Origin of the sequence: Pseudarthrobacter sp. P1 (assembly GCF_050156935.1) — a bacterium.
Taxonomy (GTDB): domain Bacteria; phylum Actinomycetota; class Actinomycetes; order Actinomycetales; family Micrococcaceae; genus Specibacter.
The window spans coordinates 727,734-744,124 of record NZ_CP189584.1; the positions used below are offsets into that span (position 1 = coordinate 727,734).

Genomic DNA, 16,391 nt, shown 5'->3' on the forward strand with positions numbered 1-16,391 from the left:
GCATGTGCTGGCGCCTACTCCGTGGGCCGGGACGGCCGAGTGGCAAACTCGAGGCGCAGGTAGGGCAGGTATTCCCGGCCGACGACGGCGGTGAGCAGCCGATCGCCCAGATCGGCCGCCAGGCCCAGGACGTGGGGGTCCGTGCCGAGGCGCAGGCCCGGCACCCGGACGCCGTCGACGAGAATCGGAACATCGTGGTCAAGCTGCTGTGCGGTGGCCGGTTCGCGAAGCTTGCCGGGAAATCCGCCGGCGACGCGTTCGGCGCGGTACTGGTTCTCCACGATGTAGTTGATGTGCTGGACCAGCGCCGTCTCCGCCGTGGGCCGGCCGGAGCCATCGTTGATGTGGGTGGTCCGCACCGCATCCCACAGCAGCGGGTACCGCATCCGGGCCCTCCATGCGGTAATCCACGGGGGCAGCGGCCACGGCGGTGCCACGTCCAAAGACGCTTGGACCTCGGCGCTGAGCACCGCCAGGTTGGCTGGATCGCCGCGGTCCGCCGGGTGGCGCCACAATGTGTAGGAGAGCGTCGCGGCCTCCCTCTCCAGCCGTCCGTTCCCTGTCTCCCAGTTCAGCCCGGCACCGGCCTCCTCGACAGTGTCCTGGGGAACGAGCGTGAGCAGGGGAACGGGAAATCCGGCTGCCACCTCATCCGGCGTCGGCGGCGCGGGGGCATCCTGCGGACGGTGGCTTCGATCGAAGAACATGGGGCCACTGTGCCCCGGTGGCGGCCTCGAATCAAGGGGGCTACACGGCGAACAGGTCCGTGCCGAGGAGGAAGGGGCGACGACGGCCGAACGGATCCGCGATGCACCCGAAGTGCCGGCTCCCGCAGCGAGGTCACCGTGACGCTGTGAAGCCGGGCGCTGCCGTGGCAGTTGGCCCCGGGGCGTCCCGTCACGGCGTGCCGGAACGCCCTGCCTCGGGGACCAATGGGGTTCAGCCCTTGTAGACGGTCTTGTCAGTGCTACGGATCGTTGCCGGGATGGGAGGATCTGCCAGTACCTGTATGAAGGGACACTCCCACCCCTGCGCGAACCTTGGTTGACTGGTGAGCGTCGCCGCCGGAAGGACCGGTACCGCGCCGAAAGGAACACCACCCATGTCCACTTGGTTCATCACCGGATGCTCAACCGGACTCGGCCGCGCCCTCGCCGAAGCCGTCCTCGACCACGGCTTCAATGCAGTCGTCACTGCCCGGGATGCCTCCACGGTCCAGGATCTCGCCGCCGCGCACCCCGGGACAGCGCTGGCGCTCTCACTCGATGTCACCGACGGTGCCCAGATTTCCGCCGCCGTGCGGCAGGCGGAGGACCGTTTCGATGGTGTCGACGTTCTGGTCAACAACGCCGGCTACGGGTACCGCGCGGCCATCGAGGAAGGCGGCGAGGCCGACGTCGAGGCGCTGTTCGCCACGAACTTCTTCGGTGCCGTGGCCATGGCCAAGGCGGTCCTGCCCGGCATGCGTGCCCGCAGGTCGGGCGCGATCGTCAACATCTCCTCCATCGGCGCCCGCCTCTCGCCCGAGGGCTCCGGGTACTACTCGGCCACGAAGGCTGCCCTCGAAGCGATGACGGCATCCCTCCGCAAGGAGGCGCAACCCCTCGGCATCAGCGCCATGGCCGTTGAACCGGGCGCCTTCCGCACCGACTACGCGGGCCGGTCGCTGACCCAATCGGCGGAGGCCATCGCCGATTACGCCCAGACCGCCGGGAAGCGCCGCAAGGAAAACGACACCGCCCACGGAACCCAGCAGGGTGATCCGGCCAAAGCGGCCCGCGCCATCATCGCCGCGGTCCAGGGCCCGGACACCCCCGGTCTCCTTCTGCTTGGCAACGATTCCGTCACTGCCTTCCGTGTGTCCCTCGATGCCCTCCGGGCCGAGACCGATGCCTGGGAATCGACCAGCAGGAGCACGGGTTTCTCGGACTGACCAGAGAATTCTTCGAACCCCAATGGACCAGTGCCAAGGCCCGCCCCGGTATCCGGGACGGGCCTCCTCGCTGCGGAGCTGGGCCCACGCCCGCGAGGGCCCCAAGGCGAGCCTGCGAGGCTTGGGAGCGGGTGGGGACTACGCGATGCCGCCGCCGTCGACCACCAGGGCCGAGCCGGTGACGTAGGAGCTGGCGTCGCTGGCCAGCCACACCACGGCCTCGGCGATTTCCTCCGGGGTGCCCATGCGCTTGAGCGGGCGGTCGTTGGACTCGTCCAGGAAGCTTTGCTCCTCCTGGGAGAGCTGGCGGGCCTCCTCACGAAGCATCGGGGTGTTGGTGTCGCCCGGGTTGACCGAGTTGACGCGGATGTTGTCCGGGCCGTGGTCGATGGCCAGCGCGCGCGTCATATTCACGACGGCGGCCTTCGAGGCGCAGTAGGACAAGGCCGTGCCGCCGCCCTTCAGGCCCCAGCCGGACCCGGTGTTGACGATGGATCCGCCGCCGCCGGCCATCATCAGCGGCACCACGAACTTGCACATCAGGAACACGCCGCGGACGTTGACGGCCATGACCTGGTCCCATTCGGCCGTGGTGGTGTCGAGAACGTTGGCGCGGCGGATGATCCCGGCGTTGTTGAAGAGCACATTGATGGTGCCCAGGGCGGCGACTGCCTGCTCCACCGCTTCCTTGACGGACGCCTCGTCGGCGACGTCGGCGGCAATGGCGACGCCGTTGACGCCCAGCGCCTGGATCTCCGCCGCCACGGCCTGTGCCGCGGCGTGGTTGATGTCCACGACGGCGACGTCGGCGCCGGCGGCCGCCATGGCCAGGGCCGTGGCCCGGCCGATGCCGGAGCCTCCGCCGGTGACAAGGGCCTTCTTATCCTGCAAACGCATGGTGGTCTCCATTTTCTCTGCTTCCATCCTGCTCAATTGGCGTGCTGGCAAATCTGGGGTGTTGGCCTAGCCGGCGTTGCCGACGGGGTAGACGGTTTCGGTGCCGGGTCCGGTGAGGACCTTGGCGTAGCCACATAGGACGGCGTCGGTCTCCGGGCTGCCGGTGTCCACGCGCAGCGGGCGGGTGCCGAGGGAGGCAAGTTTCGACGGCGTGGCGATGACGCGCAGCGGGGCGCCCTTGGCCAGGGCCCGGGTGAGCTGCTGGTTGCCGCGGCCCACAATGAAGCCCTGGCCGCCCAGCGGCGTCACGACGATGGTGGCCGGCGAGTCCGCCAGCAGCTCCTCGAGCGCTCCGGCGGTCACGTCCCGGGCCAGCAGGCCGCCGTCGCGCACCACGTCCACCCCCAATCGGGTCAGGTCCAGGCCCAGTGCGGCGCCCACGGCATGGGTTGTCCCGCCAGGGCCCAGGACATAGGCATGCCCGGGCAGCATTGACGCGGCGAAGGCGCCGGCCAGGGTCCGGACCGCTGTGGAGTCGGAGGCCGGGGTGGGGCTCTTGCGGTCCTGGAGCCGGGTGGGGTCCACCGGAACCTGGAGGGATCCGTAGTAGGCGGGGGAGGCGGAGCCGGCGCGCAGTGCGTCCTCGTCGATGTCCACCACCTCGCGCTCGGTGGCCTCGCGCCGCGGCGAGAGCAGCCAGGCCGCCGCCGCAGTGCCCGCCGCCACGGGCGTCAGGGCGAACACGGCGGAGTAGATCTTCACACCGGCCGGGATGCCCAGCACCGGCAGGTCGGCGCCGACGGCGTCGAGGACGTCGCGTGCCGTGCCGTCGCCGCCGGCGAAGACCAGCAGATCCACCCCGGCGTCGCGGAGCCTGGCGGCCAGTGTGCGCGTGGACGCGGCGGTTGTTGCCCCATGTGACGCGGAACCGCCACTGGCCTCCGCGCCGAGGATTTCCACGGGGCAGAGCCCTGCGGCTGCGTCGGCGCCCAGCTCGCCCGGGCCGGTGAGCACGACGGCGTCGCGGCCGGAGTGCGCCAGCCGATCAACCAGCTGCGCCAGCGCCCGCCGGGCCCGGAGGCCGGCCTGGGGCTCCACCCCGGCGGCCAGGGCGGTTTGCCGGATGTCGTGGGCGTCGCTGCCCTTTTGTGCGCACGGGCCACCGAGCCCGGCCACGGGGTTGACTACAAGTCCGATAGTGAATGGTTGCGGCATACTGGCCTCCTGTCTGCTGTATACAGTATACTGAATGTAGGAACCGGGCAAGGGATCGCTTCCGCTAGGATGCGATGGACAGTCCGCCCCTGGGGGACTGTGCGGCAGTGTGAGGAGAAGAGCATGTCAATACAACGTCAGACTCTGCGCGAGCAGATTGAAACCGAGATCATGGACCGGGTCGGTGCCGGTGACTTTGACATGGGCACGGCGATCAATGAGGTGGCACTCTCCGTTGAAATGGGCGTGAGCCGCACGCCCCTGCGGGAGGCACTGATCTCCCTGACGCAGCAGGGCGTGATTGACCGCGAATCCGGCAAGGGGTTCCGTTGGGCCCCGGTCAGCGCGGCCGACTTTGCCGAGATGGTGCAGATCATCGCTGCCCTGGAATCGCTGGCCGTGCAATTGACGCCACCGGAGGTGCTGGCGGACATTGCCCCCAAGCTGCTGTCGCAGGCCCTCGGCTTTACGGCGTCCATCGGCTCCTCGGCCGAGCTGGACCGCCATGACGACGAATTCCATGAACTGTTGCTCTCCGGCAACCCCAACCGGCGCCTGGCGGAGAGCATCGCCTCGATGAAGCTCGCCCTGCGCCGCTACGAGCGGCTCCTGGTGGCCAGCACGGACCTGATCGAGCGGTCGGCGTCCGAGCACGAGGAAATCGCCAACGCCTTGCTGGCCGGCGACGTGCAGGCCGCCGTTACGGCGCTGGCGGCGAACTGGAACAACGGGACCAGCCGGCTCATCGAAGTCGTGGCGGCCAAGCGGCCCGCCTGACTCCCTCCGCACCACCCCACTACGGATGCCCCGGACGCTTGGTCCGGGGCATCCGTGTAGAGGCACAGCCCCGATTGGCACGGCGGCGGTGGCACCGGCCGGTTCGAGCGGCTTCCTCGACTCTTCGCAATGGCATACGGTATGTTCGCCGGACAGTGGTGGCACCGCGTGGTAGCGAAGGGGGATCGTATGCCGGGGCCCGGCGTTGAGATTGTGTGGGGCGTGCTGGAGCGGGCCTTGCGGAAGGCCCAGTACGAGGAACTGTGGCTGCAGTTCCGGCCCCGCGGGTCGAAGGATGTCTTTGCCGCGGTCCAGGTCGCCAACCAGGAAGTCGAGGACGCCGGGTGGGGCGGCGATGTCTTCACCGAGGGTGTTTTGGACTCCGACGCCGGACCGGTGGCTTTTATGAGCAGGGCCGGCCCCGAGGAGGGTGTGCGCGCCTGGCTGGCTGTCTTCGCCGGGCATTTGCAGTCCCTGGGCCTGGCCGGGAGGGTCACCGCCGCGCCACACGCGTTCTTCCAGGACTGGTTGAGCGGCGCAGTCGAGTTGCCGCGCCAGCTGACGGCGTTCGTGTCCTACCAGACCAAGGACCTGGCCCTCCTGGACCGAGACGAACAGGAGCGTGGCTGGCATGTCCCGGCCGCCCTGACAGCGAAGATCGCCGACACCGCCACGGCGTGGGGCCGCTTCGCCGGTGCGGACGAGTACCTAGAGCGCAGCATCCACCGGACCCGGACAAAGAACCCCGATGTCGGGCAGCCTCTGGCGGACGCCGCCGCGAAGTTTGCCCAGGCCGGCGTGGCCTACCTGCGCTCCGAACCACGCCGGAAGGTCTCGATGTATGTGGGCCCCCTGGGCCAAACCTGTTACGAGGTCATGGACGATGATGTGTCCAGGCAGGTCCGGCTGGCCAAGGTTGTCCGGGCCATGGTCGCGTTCCCCGCGGACACGGATCTGGCGTTCGTGCAGCACAGCCTGGTGCACACCACCAGTTGGATGGCACTTTCCAACGGCAGACCCATGCTCCCGTATGTGAAGGAATACCAGATCCGCTACAACAGGCACCTGAATGGGCAGTACATTCCCGACGCGCACGGGGTGCAGCTGCTCACCGACGCCCACCTGGGGCACGCCAAGGACCTCTCCGGTTGGACCATCGAACCGCTTGGCGGAGGAAAGCACCTGGTCCGGGCCAAGGACCTGGCTCCCTGGTACGCCACCATTGACCCGGACCCGGACACCCTGGCGAAGGCGCGCGCCGATTTTGGGGGCATGCTTCTCACCCCGGAGACCATCGCGGACAACCCGCCACCCTGGCGCTGACCAAACGGGCCCTTCGCATTTGAGCGTGGTTAGGCAGGGCTACGTTTCTTGGCTTGGTTGTCACCGACCGGGCGGTCTGGACTGCCCTCCATGAGAAGCCGCGGTACGGCAACCAGGATGGTCCACGGAACCATGCCGACGAGGACGCGCAACGCCAGCACCATCGCCGGAGCGACGAGAAAGGCCCATTGTTTCCGGGCACCGACGACGACCAAGGCCACGGCGATGAGGCACCGCACTACGAAGCTGACCCTGCTGTCGGGCGTTGCGTTTCTGTTGTCGAACAGGAACTGCACCCAGGCACTCCAGGCGGCGGGGTCGACTGCATAAAAGACGGCGATGATGAGCACCGTTTTACCAATGCCTTGAAGCAGCCGCTTCCAGTCCCCGCGGCTGCCGAACCAGAGGAGGCCGACGCCTGTGGTGATCTTCGTGAGGATGCCGAAGGACCATGCGGCGGGCCTTCGCATGCCGAGCACGGCGGTCGCGGCGAGCAGAATGTAGATGTTGCCGACGACGAGTTCAGGCAGACACAGCAGTGCCACCGGAATGGCCCAGCGCGCCCGCAGGGGCCTCACCAGCCAAAACAGGACTGCTGCCTCGATCCCAAGCCATGCCGCACAAAACAGGGGCCAGGGAAGCAACGCCAGCGGCTTGATCACCGCGACGAACGCGGGCGAATACAAGTATGCATCCTCGCGTCCGGGACTTGCACGGTAGACAAGCTCGCCCTGCGCCGCGAGCCAGTAGGCATGGGAGTCTCCCCTAGTGCATTGCCCGTGACGAAGTGCCGGAACACCGCGTACAAAGCCGAGAGACCAAAGGCCAGATGAGAATGAGCGCCAAGCGGGTCGCCAGTGGAAATTTCCTGGCGAAGACGCTCCGTTGATCCGTATCGGATCGGAAAGGGGTCGTGTCGGCACCTGTGCTGCTGTTCATGATCCCGATGTTGCCATGTAACCCACCCGGATCCGAGGACCACGCCGTCGCGGCGCGGCCATTCAGCGCGGCGCCAGCAGCACCTCGATCAGCCCGCGCAGCGCCTGCCCCATGTCCACGCTCTTGTCGTAGAGCCACTGGAGCTGGATACCGTCGAAGGTGGCAATCACCAGCCTGGCCAGCTCGGCCGGCGGCAGGTCCGTGCGCACCGAACCGGCCTGCTGGCGCTCGGCGATGTCAGCGCTGAGTTCGGCGACCAGCCAGGCATACCTGTCCCGAAAGTACGCGTGGGAGGCATGGTCGGGGGAGTTGGCGGTGGCGGAAGCGACGGCGTACAGCGTGGTCAGGCCCGGCTGGTCCCGGTTCTGGTCCGCCACCCCGGGCATAAGGTCCATCCGGGGAACATCGCCGGGCGCACTGTCCACACCCCGCCTGTCGCGTTCGGCCAGCACGGCCGTGAGCAATTCCTGCTTGCCGCTGAAGTAGTGGAACAGGGTGGCCTCCTTGACCCCCACCAGCTCGGCAACATGCTTCAGTGCCGTGCCCTCAAACCCCTCCGTGGCAAAGACGTCCGTTGCGGTCTTGATGATCTGTTCGCGGCGTTCGGTCCCCTTGGCGTAGGGGCCCCGGGCTTTGGATGTGGGCATGGCCAAAGTCTAATTCAGTAAAAACCTAGTCGCACTTGATTTTTGTGTGTAAACTCACTTCGAGGCCCAACGGAGGGCCACTTCTTTAGGAGGCAATGTGGCCACTTTCTTGAGCAGCACCCCCGCAATTCCCCAGACTGAACCCACTCCGGCGCCGCAGCGGGCAACCCTGGCCTACATGGTCGGCATGCCCATCGCCAGCACCGGACTGTGGATGGCCGTCCTGGCACCGGCCATCGTGGTGCTGGCCATCAAGGTTTCGGAAATCACCACACCGGAAACCCGTGCCGGAGCGCTGAGCCTGGTGGCCGGCGTCGGCGCCATCATTGCCCTGCTGGCCAACCCGCTGTTCGGCCGGCTCAGCGACAGGACCACCTCCCGCTTTGGCATGCGCAAGCCATGGATCGTGGGCGGCTCGCTGGTAGGCCTCGGCGCCCTGTTCATCCTGGGCACCGCCACCGGCGTCCCCGGGGTGATGATCGGCTGGATCCTCGCACAGCTCGGTTTCAACGCGGCCCTGTCCGCACTGGTGGCCACGCTGCCGGACCAGGCCGCAGCGGACCAGCGCGGCCGCATCTCCGGGCTGGTGGGCATGACCCTGCCCGTGGGCCTGGTGGCGGCAACCTTCTTCGCCCAGCTCTTCGACAGCGCCTTCCTCATGGCAGTGGTGCCCGGGATTGTCGGCGTCGCCATGGCCATTGGCTTTGCCTTCACCTTCAAGGACCGGGTGCTGGAGACCAAGCCGGCGCCGCTGGACCTGAAGGAAATCATCGGCTCCTTCTACTTCAACCCGCGCAAGCTCCCGGGCCTGGGCTGGGCCTGGCTCACGAAGTTCATGGTCTACATCGGCTACTGCGCCGCCCGGCTGTACCTGCCCTACTTCTTCACCGACCACCTGCAGGTCCCCGAGGCGGACGTGCCCAACCTGGTCTTCCGCGCCACGCTCATCAGCGCCGTCGGAACCGTTGTCACCAGCGGGTTCGGCGGCTGGATCAGCGACCGGATCGGCCGCCGCAAGGCACTGGTCATCGCCTCCGCCGTCATCATCATGGCCGGCCTCATCGTCATCGCCACCAGCACCGGCACCAACCAGGTGCTCGTGGGCCAGGCCATCGTGGGCCTGGGGCTGGGCTGCTTCGGCGCCGTCGACGTCGCCCTCATCGCCGATCTCCTGCCGGCCGGCCAGGGCGAGAACGCCAAGACCTTCGGCGTCTTCAACATCGCCCAGGCGCTGCCGCAGTCCCTAGTCCCCGCCCTGGCCTTCCCGGTGATCGCCCTGGGCGGCTACCCCGCACTCTTTCTCGGCGGGGCCGTCGTCGGCCTCGTCGGTGCCGCACTTGTCACCCGCATCAAAGGAGTTAAATAGATGACCATTACCCACGAAACCCGGGCACCGGTGTCCACCGGCATCGACGTCGACCGGCGCATCGGCGAACTGGCCGGCCGGCTTAGCCTGGCCCAGCAGGTCCAGCTCCTCACCGGGGCCGATGTGTGGTCCACCCATGCCATCGCGGAGATCGGTCTGGGCAGGATCGTCCTCTCCGATGGCCCGGCTGGTGTGCGCGGCGAGGACTTTGACGAGCGGCACGACTCCATCTCGCTGCCCTCCGGCTCGGCGCTGGCCGCCACCTGGAGCACGGAGGTTGCCCGCCGCTACGGTGCGGTGCTGGGCCAGGAGGCCCGCCGCAAGGGCGTCCACGTGGTACTGGGCCCGACCATCAACCTGCACCGTTCCCCGCTGGGCGGGCGCCACTTTGAATGCATGAGCGAGGATCCGCGGCTGACGGCAACCCTGGCGGCGGCCTATGTCGGCGGCGTCCAGTCCAGGGGCGTCGGCGCCACGCCCAAGCACTTCATCGCCAACGACGCCGAGACGGACCGGTTCACCGCCGATTCCGTGGTGGCCGAGCGCCCGCTGCGCGAGCTCTACCTGGCTGCCTTTGAGGACGCCATCACCGAGGCCAAGGCCTGGCTGGTGATGAGCTCCTACAACTCCGTCAACGGCACCACCGCCAGCGAGAACGCCCTGCTGGAGACCCCGCTGTCCACCGAATGGGGCTTCGACGGCGTCGTGGTCTCCGACTGGACGGGCGTCCGCTCGGTGGCGGCGGCCAACGCGCACCAGGACCTGGAGATGCCGGGGCCGGTGGGCCACTGGGGTGGCGCGCTGCTGGCCGCCGTCGAGGACGGCCGGGTCCGCCGGGCCGCGATCCTGGCGAAGGTCACCCGCATTCTGCGCCTGGCCGCCCGCGTGGGTGTGCTGGACGGTTTTGAGCCGGCCGTCGCCGAACTGCCCGCCGAGCTCGACGGCGCCGCCGTGGCCCGCGAGGTGGCGGTCCGCAGCGCCGTGCTGCTGCGCAATGAGAACAACCTGCTCCCGCTGGACGCCTCCGCGTTGAAGAGCGTGGCGGTCATTGGCCACAACGCGCACCATGCCCGCATCCAAGGCGGCGGCAGCGCCACCGTCATGCCCAAATCCACCGTCTCGCCGCTCGATGGCCTGCGCGCGGCGCTGCCGGACGGCGTGGCGGTCAGCTACTCGCGCGGCGCCAAGGTGGCGGAGGGGCTGCAGGAATTCGCGCGGGCGGACCTCCGCAACCCGGTGTCCAACGTCCCGGGCATGCGCGTATCGTTCCTGAATGCCGCCGGCACGGAGATCTCCGCTGAGGACCGCTGGGCCTCGCACCTGATCTGGTTTGGGGCCGGCATCCCCAAGGGCACAGCCACCATCCGCATCCGCACCCAGTGGACCGCACGCACAGCCGGCGTGCACCACCTCGGCATCGGGACGGTGGGCCAGGTCTCGCTGTCCATCGGTGGCACCGAGGTGTTCAACGCCGAGCTGGAGGATGGCACCAACGTCCTCGGCGCCGCGCTATTCTCCCCGCCCCAGACTCTGCACGCCGTCACCGCCGAGGCCGGGCAGGCCTTCGACATCGAAGCGGTCTACCAAATGCCGCAGAGCCAGGCCGTCCCGCTGACGGCCATCCTGCTGGGCGAGGAGACGGTTGTCGCCGATCCGGAGGCGGAGATCGCCGACGCCGTCGCGGCGGCCCGTGCCGCCGACGTCGCCATTGTGGTGGTGGGCACCAACTCGGCCATCGAATCCGAGGGCTTCGACAGGACGGATCTGGACCTGCCGGGGCACCAGAACGCCTTGGTGGCCGCCGTCGCCGCGGCCAACCCGCGCACCGTCGTCGTCGTCAACTCCGGCTCCCCGGTGGTGATGCCGTGGCGCGATTCGGTGGATGCCATCCTGGTGGGCTGGTTCGGCGGGCAGGAGTTCGGCACCGCACTGGCCGATGTGCTGCTGGGCGGCCAGGAGCCCGGCGGACGCCTGCCCACGTCCTGGCCGGCGGCGCTGGCGGACGTCCCGGTGCTCAACACCACTCCGGTGGACGGCAAACTGGTCTACAGCGAGGGCATCCACATCGGCTACCGCGCCTGGCTGAAGCAGCAGGCCGTCGGCGGGGCGTCCCCGGCGTACCCCTTCGGCCATGGCCTGGGCTACACGACGTTCAGCCTCGGCGAGGCCAACCTGCCGCTGTCCGCACGGGCCGGCAGCGGCGTCGTCGTCCATGTCCCGGTCGCGAACACCGGTTCCCGGGCCGGGCGCCAGGTGGTGCAGGTCTACCTGGCCCGCACGGAATCGGCCGTGGAGCGCCCGGTGCGCTGGCTGGCCGGCTATGCCACCGTCCACCTGGCCGCGGGCGGTGCCACCACGGTGCAGGTCACCCTGCCGGCCCGCGCCTTTGCCCACTACGACGGCGGCTGGCAGTTCGAGCACGGCCGGTTTCAGGTGCTGGTGGGCACCAGTGTGGCGCAGCTGGCACCGGCTGGGGATATCGCGCTCCGCTAGCGCGGCCCCGGTGGCCCCGCCGGCCCCGGCGCAGCGGGCGGCCACCTTCCTGGGGTGGCCACCCGCTGCCGTTTTCGGTGCGCCGTTTCCTCGACAAACGCCCGGGATGGGAGGAGCGTGGAAGGTGCGCATTTGCCTGCGCCCCGCTGGTCTCCGGACGTCGGCGTATGCGCCATGGATTGGAATCACCGTCCTGCGGCCACCGTGGGACGGGGTGCATCGGATCTGCGGCTCAGGCGGTCCATGTGCAACCAACCGCTCTGGTCCTGGGTTCCCTGTCTGCGCGGCATGTGCGGACGCCGGCTGGCCTGTGTCGTCAGGAAGCGGGCCCGCCGGCTGGCCATGGCGGCCGGGGGATGCGGCCAGACTGGGACGAGCGGCCCACCGGGAGGAGGGCCGCCTCGACGTGGCAGCCTGACCGGGCCGCCGCACTGTTCGAGAAGGGAACGTCCGATGGGACGCCTACGTGAAACTCATCGATTGCCACACAAACTGCCACTGATCGTCGCCGCGCTCCTGGCGCTGGCGGCGCCGGTGGCCCTCGCCGGCCCCGCCAGCGCCGGCGGCCAGGGTCCGCGGACCTGGACCGTCCAGGTGGGGTCAGAGTCCCGGGACCAGTCCATCCAGGGCATGGCCTTTCTTCCCACCGACATTTTCGTCGATGCCGGCGACACGGTTGCCTGGGCCGCCAACGCGGCCGAGATCCACACCGTCACGTTTCTGGCCACCGGCCAGTCGATTGAATCGACGCAGCCGTTCGATCCCGGGATTCCGGCCGAGTTGTTCAAGCAGGGCGGGGGCAGCTACGACGGTCATTCGTACTACAACTCCGGTGTCCTGACCAACGTTTCAACCAGCGGCTTGCCGTACGTTGGCAGCTACAGTCTGGCGTTTCCCGCCACGGGGAACTACACCTACTACTGCCTGGTCCACGGAGCGGCCATGAAGGGCACAGTGCATGTGGCCAAGGCGGGGGAGCCGTACCCCTACACCCAGAAGCAGTACAACCGCCAGTCCAGGGTGCAGGCAGGTGACATCCTCCGGGATGGGCAGGACCTCTGGGACGAAACGGCCGATCTGGCTGACTCGCACCATGTGTACGCCGGAGCCGACGACGGCACCGCGATGCTCATGCGCTTCATACAACCCACCGTCAAGGTCCATGTCGGTGACACCGTCACCTTCATCAACAACGGCATGGGCGAACCACACACCGTCACCTTCGGCACCGAACCGGCGGACGTGTTCGCCCCACTGGGCACCCCCACGGCATATGGCGGCGGCCAGTTGAATTCGGGGCTGATGCCGCCGGCGCCAGGGCCGGGGTCCAGGTTCGCCGTCACGTTCACCACCGCGGGGACCTTCGACTACATCTGTGGATTGCATGACTACTTGGGGATGGTCGGCAAGGTGGTGGTGCAGGACTGAAACCACAGCCGACGGCGATCTCCGGTGGCCGCCACGCGGCCACCGGAACCGCCATGATTCGCAGCCAGCCTGGTGCCACCGGGTGGTCCCGGGCGTAGGCTGAAGGCATGGACTGCGGTGAAGGAGTTCTGCGCAGATGAACAGCTTGTGGCGGCGGTGGGCACCGGCCGCTGTCGTCCCCATGGTGATTGCCGCAGGCGTGCTGGCGGCGCCCTTCCAGGCCAACGCCGAGGCATCCCTGCCCGCCAAGACCGCCGAGCAGGTGCTGGCCCTGGTGGCCAACGCCCCGGGCGTGGCGCTGTCCGGCACCGTCGAACAGACCTCCGATCTGGGGCTGCCCCAATTACCGCAGTATCCCGGGAAGGGCGCCGCCAGCGATCCCGCCGGGACGGCGCTGCTGGACCTGCTGACGGCACCCCACACGGCCCGCGTGTACCTTGACGGCGCCTCCGGCAAGCGTGTCCAGGTCATGGATCGGCTCGCCGAGCGCGACCTGGTCCGGAACGGAACCGATCTGTGGCTCTACGACTCACGCAGCAATGCGGCCACCCATCTCACCCTGCCCTCCGGCCATGAGGGGCGGAAGGCGGCCGGCGCCGAGATGATGCTCCCGGCCCCCGATGCCATCGCCCACGCGGTGCTTTCGGCCCTGGATCCCAGCACGGACGTCGCCCTGGGTGCCAAGGTCCGGGTGGCCGGCCGGGCCGCCTACGAGCTGGTGCTGACGCCGCGCTCCACCCAGACGCTCGTCGCCTCGGTGTCTCTGGCCGTCGACGGCGCCACCGGACTGCCGCTGGACGTCACGGTCCGTGCCCGCGGCCAGGAACAGCCGGCATTCCGGATCGCCTTCACCAGCCTCACACTGGGTGCCCCGGATCCGGCCCTCTTCACGTTTACGCCGCCGGCCGGCGCCACGGTGCACCAGATCGACACCTCCCGGCACCAGGGCGGGCCGGGCCGCCACGGTCCCGGGTCCTCGGACACACACGCCAAGGCGGTGGCGGGCCATCCCACGGTGACGGGCAGCGGCTGGGACGCCGTCGTCGAACTCCCCGGAACCGGCATGGCACAGATGCTGGCCGCGGTGCCCCTGCTGGCGCAGGCAGCCCAGGCCGTCCCCGGCGGGCGGCTGCTCTCGACCTCGCTGGTCAACGCCTATCTGGCCGACGACGGACGGGTGTTCATCGGGTCCGTTCCGCTGGCGCTGCTGCAGGCCGCCGCGGCGGCCGGGTGAGCGCCGCCATCCCCGCCGCCGGGATGGCGATCGAGACCAGGGGACTGAGCAAGCGCTTCGGCCACCAGCTGGCCGTGGACGGAATCGACCTGTCCGTGCCGCACGGTTCCGTGTTCGGATTTCTGGGCCCAAACGGCTGCGGCAAGACCACCACCATCCGGATGCTGCTGGGGCTTGCCAGCGCCAGCAGCGGGTCCATCAGCCTCTTGGGGCGCTCGATGCCGGCCGATGCCGCCGCCGTGCTGCCGCGCGTCGGCGCCCTGGTCGAGGGGCCGGCGTTCTACCCGTTCCTCTCCGGCACCGCCAACCTCCACCGCTTCGACTCCGCCAATCCGCGTTCATCCGAGGCCACCCGCACGAGACGAGTGGGCGAGGCCTTGGAGCGGGTGGGCCTGGCCCACGCCGCCGGCAAGAAGGTGCGGGCCTATTCGCTGGGCATGAAGCAGCGGTTGGGCATCGCCAACGCCCTGCTGGCCCCGCGCGAGCTGCTGGTCCTGGATGAACCCGGCAACGGGCTGGACCCACAGGGCACCCGCGAGGTGCGCCATCTGGTCCGCTCCCTGGCCGCCGACGGCACCACCGTCTTTGTCTCCAGCCACCTGCTGGCCGAGGTGGAGCAGATCTGCACCCACGCGGCCATCATGAGCGCCGGAGCCCTCGTCGCCCAGGGGCCGCTCGAGGAGCTCCGGCGCACCGGCCGGGCCACACTGCACCTGAGTACGCCCGACGCCGGCGCCGCGTCCGACGTGCTGGTCCGGATGGGCCTGGCCCCGCTGTCCGGATCTGGACACGGCGATGGTGCCGATGGCGCGACTGTTGACCTGCGCGCCGCGGTGCCGGATGGGGGACCTGAACCCGAACGGGTGGTTGCCGCCCTGGTGGGTGCCGGCGTGCGCGTGCGCGGCTTTGTAGTGGAGCGCGCCAGCCTCGAGGAGCTGTTCGTCGCCCTGACCGGGGAGGGGTTCGACATTGCCCACTGACGGATTGCCTGCCGACGCCGTGGCCCCTGGCGGATTGGCTCCGCACCGGTCCGGCATTGCGCTGCTGGCCTCCGAGCTTGCCCTGCTGTTCCGGCGCCGGCGAACGTGGGCCCTGCTTGCCGCCCTGGCCGCGATCCCCGTACTGATCGGGCTGGCCGTGCGGATCTCTCCGGCGGTGCCGGCCGGACGCGGACCGGCGTTCCTGGACCAGATCAGCCACAACGGGTTCTTTGTCGCCTTCACGGCACTGGTGGTCTCCATCCCACTGTTCCTGCCGCTGACCGTCGGCGTGGTCGCCGGGGACACCATCGCGGGCGAGGCCGGGCACGGTACGCTGCGGTATCTGCTGGTGGCCCCCGCCGGCCGGGCCAGGGTGCTGGTGGTCAAATACATTGGTGCGGCCCTCTTCTGCCTCGCGGCCACCCTGACCGTCGCAGCCGCGGGCGCATTGACGGGCGCCGTCCTCTTCCCCCTCGGACCGGTGGCGCTGTTGTCCGGGGACACCGTGGACGTGGGCACCGCGGCGCTGCGCCTGCTGCTCATCGCCAGTTACGCGGCACTGTCGCTGCTGGGGCTGGCCGCCGTCGGGCTCTTCCTTTCCACGCTCACGGACGTGCCGGTGGGAGCCATGGCCGCCACCGTCGTCGCCGCGGTTCTCTCCCAGGTGCTGGACGCCCTCCCGCAGCTGGAGTGGCTGCATCCGTGGCTGTTCAGCCACTACTGGCTGGACTTCGCCGACCTTCTGCGCCAGCCCGTCTCGTGGGATGCGATGGGCAGCAACGCCCTGCTGCAGGCGGGCTATCTGGCGGTCTTCGCGGCCCTCGCCTACGGCAGGTTCACCACCAAGGACATCCTGTCCTGACGCCGGTGCGGTGGACAGGTTCGGCCGGGCGCGATCTTCGGTGGTCGATCTGGAGCCGGCGCCGGTGGTCGCCGATTCCGGTGGTTGGGCGCTGCGGAGCTCTGCGGAGCGGAGCCGAAACCTGATGGGCCGACACTGTCCCCGAGTCCCGCCGGCAGGTGCGGGAGGTCCCGGCAAACCCGACCGAAACTCGGCGAGCGGACAATGTCCCTGAACCTGAACCTGAACCTGAACCAGAACCTGCACCCCGGTCAGGCCCCGGCCCGGTTGCCCGGCGGGGTTGCCCGGCCGGGCCGG

At 69.2% G+C, this 16,391-nt stretch carries 14 protein-coding genes; 9 read left to right on the top strand and 5 right to left on the bottom strand.

Translation table 11 applies throughout. The features are described from left to right. Positions 1-14: 14 nt before the first annotated feature. On the bottom strand, positions 15-707 hold the full coding sequence (locus ACQCSX_RS03330) for a hypothetical protein (protein ID WP_427017663.1): 693 nt from the start codon (positions 705-707) through the stop codon (positions 15-17). A gap of 395 nt (positions 708-1,102) precedes the next feature. Between ACQCSX_RS03330 and ACQCSX_RS03335 the strand changes: the two genes are divergently transcribed. Next, positions 1,103-1,933: an oxidoreductase gene (locus ACQCSX_RS03335; RefSeq protein ID WP_427017664.1), complete on the top strand. Its 831-nt coding sequence runs from the start codon at positions 1,103-1,105 to the stop codon at positions 1,931-1,933. A 138-nt stretch (positions 1,934-2,071) separates the two neighbouring features. Here ACQCSX_RS03335 and ACQCSX_RS03340 read toward each other — a convergent pair whose 3' ends face one another. Continuing rightward, on the bottom strand, positions 2,072-2,830 hold the full coding sequence (locus ACQCSX_RS03340; protein ID WP_427017665.1) for an SDR family NAD(P)-dependent oxidoreductase: 759 nt from the start codon (positions 2,828-2,830) through the stop codon (positions 2,072-2,074). 66 nt (positions 2,831-2,896) lie between these two features. Next, positions 2,897-4,045: an ATP-NAD kinase family protein gene (locus ACQCSX_RS03345; protein ID WP_427017666.1), complete on the bottom strand. Its 1,149-nt coding sequence runs from the start codon at positions 4,043-4,045 to the stop codon at positions 2,897-2,899. A gap of 123 nt (positions 4,046-4,168) precedes the next feature. On the opposite strand from ACQCSX_RS03345, the gene ACQCSX_RS03350 reads away from it, so the two are divergent. After that, positions 4,169-4,822: a GntR family transcriptional regulator gene (locus ACQCSX_RS03350; protein WP_427017667.1), complete on the top strand. Its 654-nt coding sequence runs from the start codon at positions 4,169-4,171 to the stop codon at positions 4,820-4,822. A gap of 189 nt (positions 4,823-5,011) precedes the next feature. After that, positions 5,012-6,145, top strand: coding sequence for a hypothetical protein (locus ACQCSX_RS03355; protein ID WP_427017668.1), 1,134 nt, complete (start codon positions 5,012-5,014; stop codon positions 6,143-6,145). 29 nt (positions 6,146-6,174) lie between these two features. Here the strand turns inward: ACQCSX_RS03355 and ACQCSX_RS03360 are convergent, their stop codons facing one another. After that, complete coding sequence (locus ACQCSX_RS03360) at positions 6,175-6,831, bottom strand: glycosyltransferase family 87 protein (RefSeq protein ID WP_427017669.1); 657 nt, start codon at positions 6,829-6,831, stop codon at positions 6,175-6,177. A 315-nt stretch (positions 6,832-7,146) separates the two neighbouring features. Then, a complete protein-coding gene (locus ACQCSX_RS03365) occupies positions 7,147-7,731 on the bottom strand; it encodes a TetR/AcrR family transcriptional regulator (RefSeq protein WP_427017670.1) in 585 nt (194 codons plus the stop codon). 97 nt (positions 7,732-7,828) lie between these two features. Between ACQCSX_RS03365 and ACQCSX_RS03370 the strand changes: the two genes are divergently transcribed. The 6 genes from ACQCSX_RS03370 to ACQCSX_RS03395 all read left to right on the top strand — a co-directional run bounded on the left by ACQCSX_RS03370 (position 7,829) and on the right by ACQCSX_RS03395 (position 16,094). Next, entirely contained in the window at positions 7,829-9,097 is a 1,269-nt protein-coding gene (locus tag ACQCSX_RS03370; RefSeq protein WP_427017671.1) for an MFS transporter, read from the top strand. Then, entirely contained in the window at positions 9,098-11,590 is a 2,493-nt protein-coding gene (locus ACQCSX_RS03375) for a beta-glucosidase family protein (protein WP_427017672.1), read from the top strand. A gap of 480 nt (positions 11,591-12,070) precedes the next feature. Beyond that, on the top strand, positions 12,071-13,018 hold the full coding sequence (locus ACQCSX_RS03380) for a plastocyanin/azurin family copper-binding protein (protein ID WP_427017673.1): 948 nt from the start codon (positions 12,071-12,073) through the stop codon (positions 13,016-13,018). 136 nt (positions 13,019-13,154) lie between these two features. Further along, the gene (locus tag ACQCSX_RS03385; RefSeq protein WP_427017674.1) at positions 13,155-14,252 is read left to right on the top strand and encodes a LolA family protein; all 1,098 of its coding nucleotides are present in this window, start codon (positions 13,155-13,157) and stop codon (positions 14,250-14,252) included. Positions 14,253-14,275: 23 nt separating this feature from the next. Beyond that, positions 14,276-15,232 (top strand): ABC transporter ATP-binding protein, encoded by a 957-nt coding sequence (locus ACQCSX_RS03390; protein WP_427018957.1) that lies wholly within the window; start codon positions 14,276-14,278, stop codon positions 15,230-15,232. Positions 15,233-15,236: 4 nt separating this feature from the next. Further along, positions 15,237-16,094 carry an ABC transporter permease gene (locus tag ACQCSX_RS03395; RefSeq protein WP_427017675.1) on the top strand — a complete coding sequence of 286 codons (858 nt, stop codon included), beginning with the start codon at positions 15,237-15,239 and terminating at the stop codon, positions 16,092-16,094. Positions 16,095-16,391 lie beyond the last annotated feature (297 nt).

What these genes read in the sequence shown, in the direction of transcription:
- ACQCSX_RS03390 (WP_427018957.1), top strand. Translation starts at nt 14,276, where the DNA reads ATGGCGATCGAGACCAGGGGACTGAGCAAGCGCTTCGGCCACCAGCTG.
- ACQCSX_RS03375 (WP_427017672.1), top strand. Translation starts at nt 9,098, where the DNA reads ATGACCATTACCCACGAAACCCGGGCACCGGTGTCCACCGGCATCGAC.
- ACQCSX_RS03345 (WP_427017666.1), bottom strand. Translation starts at nt 4,045, where the DNA reads ATGCCGCAACCATTCACTATCGGACTTGTAGTCAACCCCGTGGCCGGG.
- ACQCSX_RS03385 (WP_427017674.1), top strand. Translation starts at nt 13,155, where the DNA reads ATGAACAGCTTGTGGCGGCGGTGGGCACCGGCCGCTGTCGTCCCCATG.
- ACQCSX_RS03365 (WP_427017670.1), bottom strand. Translation starts at nt 7,731, where the DNA reads ATGCCCACATCCAAAGCCCGGGGCCCCTACGCCAAGGGGACCGAACGC.
- ACQCSX_RS03355 (WP_427017668.1), top strand. Translation starts at nt 5,012, where the DNA reads ATGCCGGGGCCCGGCGTTGAGATTGTGTGGGGCGTGCTGGAGCGGGCC.
- ACQCSX_RS03340 (WP_427017665.1), bottom strand. Translation starts at nt 2,830, where the DNA reads ATGCGTTTGCAGGATAAGAAGGCCCTTGTCACCGGCGGAGGCTCCGGC.
- ACQCSX_RS03350 (WP_427017667.1), top strand. Translation starts at nt 4,169, where the DNA reads ATGTCAATACAACGTCAGACTCTGCGCGAGCAGATTGAAACCGAGATC.
- ACQCSX_RS03335 (WP_427017664.1), top strand. Translation starts at nt 1,103, where the DNA reads ATGTCCACTTGGTTCATCACCGGATGCTCAACCGGACTCGGCCGCGCC.
- ACQCSX_RS03330 (WP_427017663.1), bottom strand. Translation starts at nt 707, where the DNA reads ATGTTCTTCGATCGAAGCCACCGTCCGCAGGATGCCCCCGCGCCGCCG.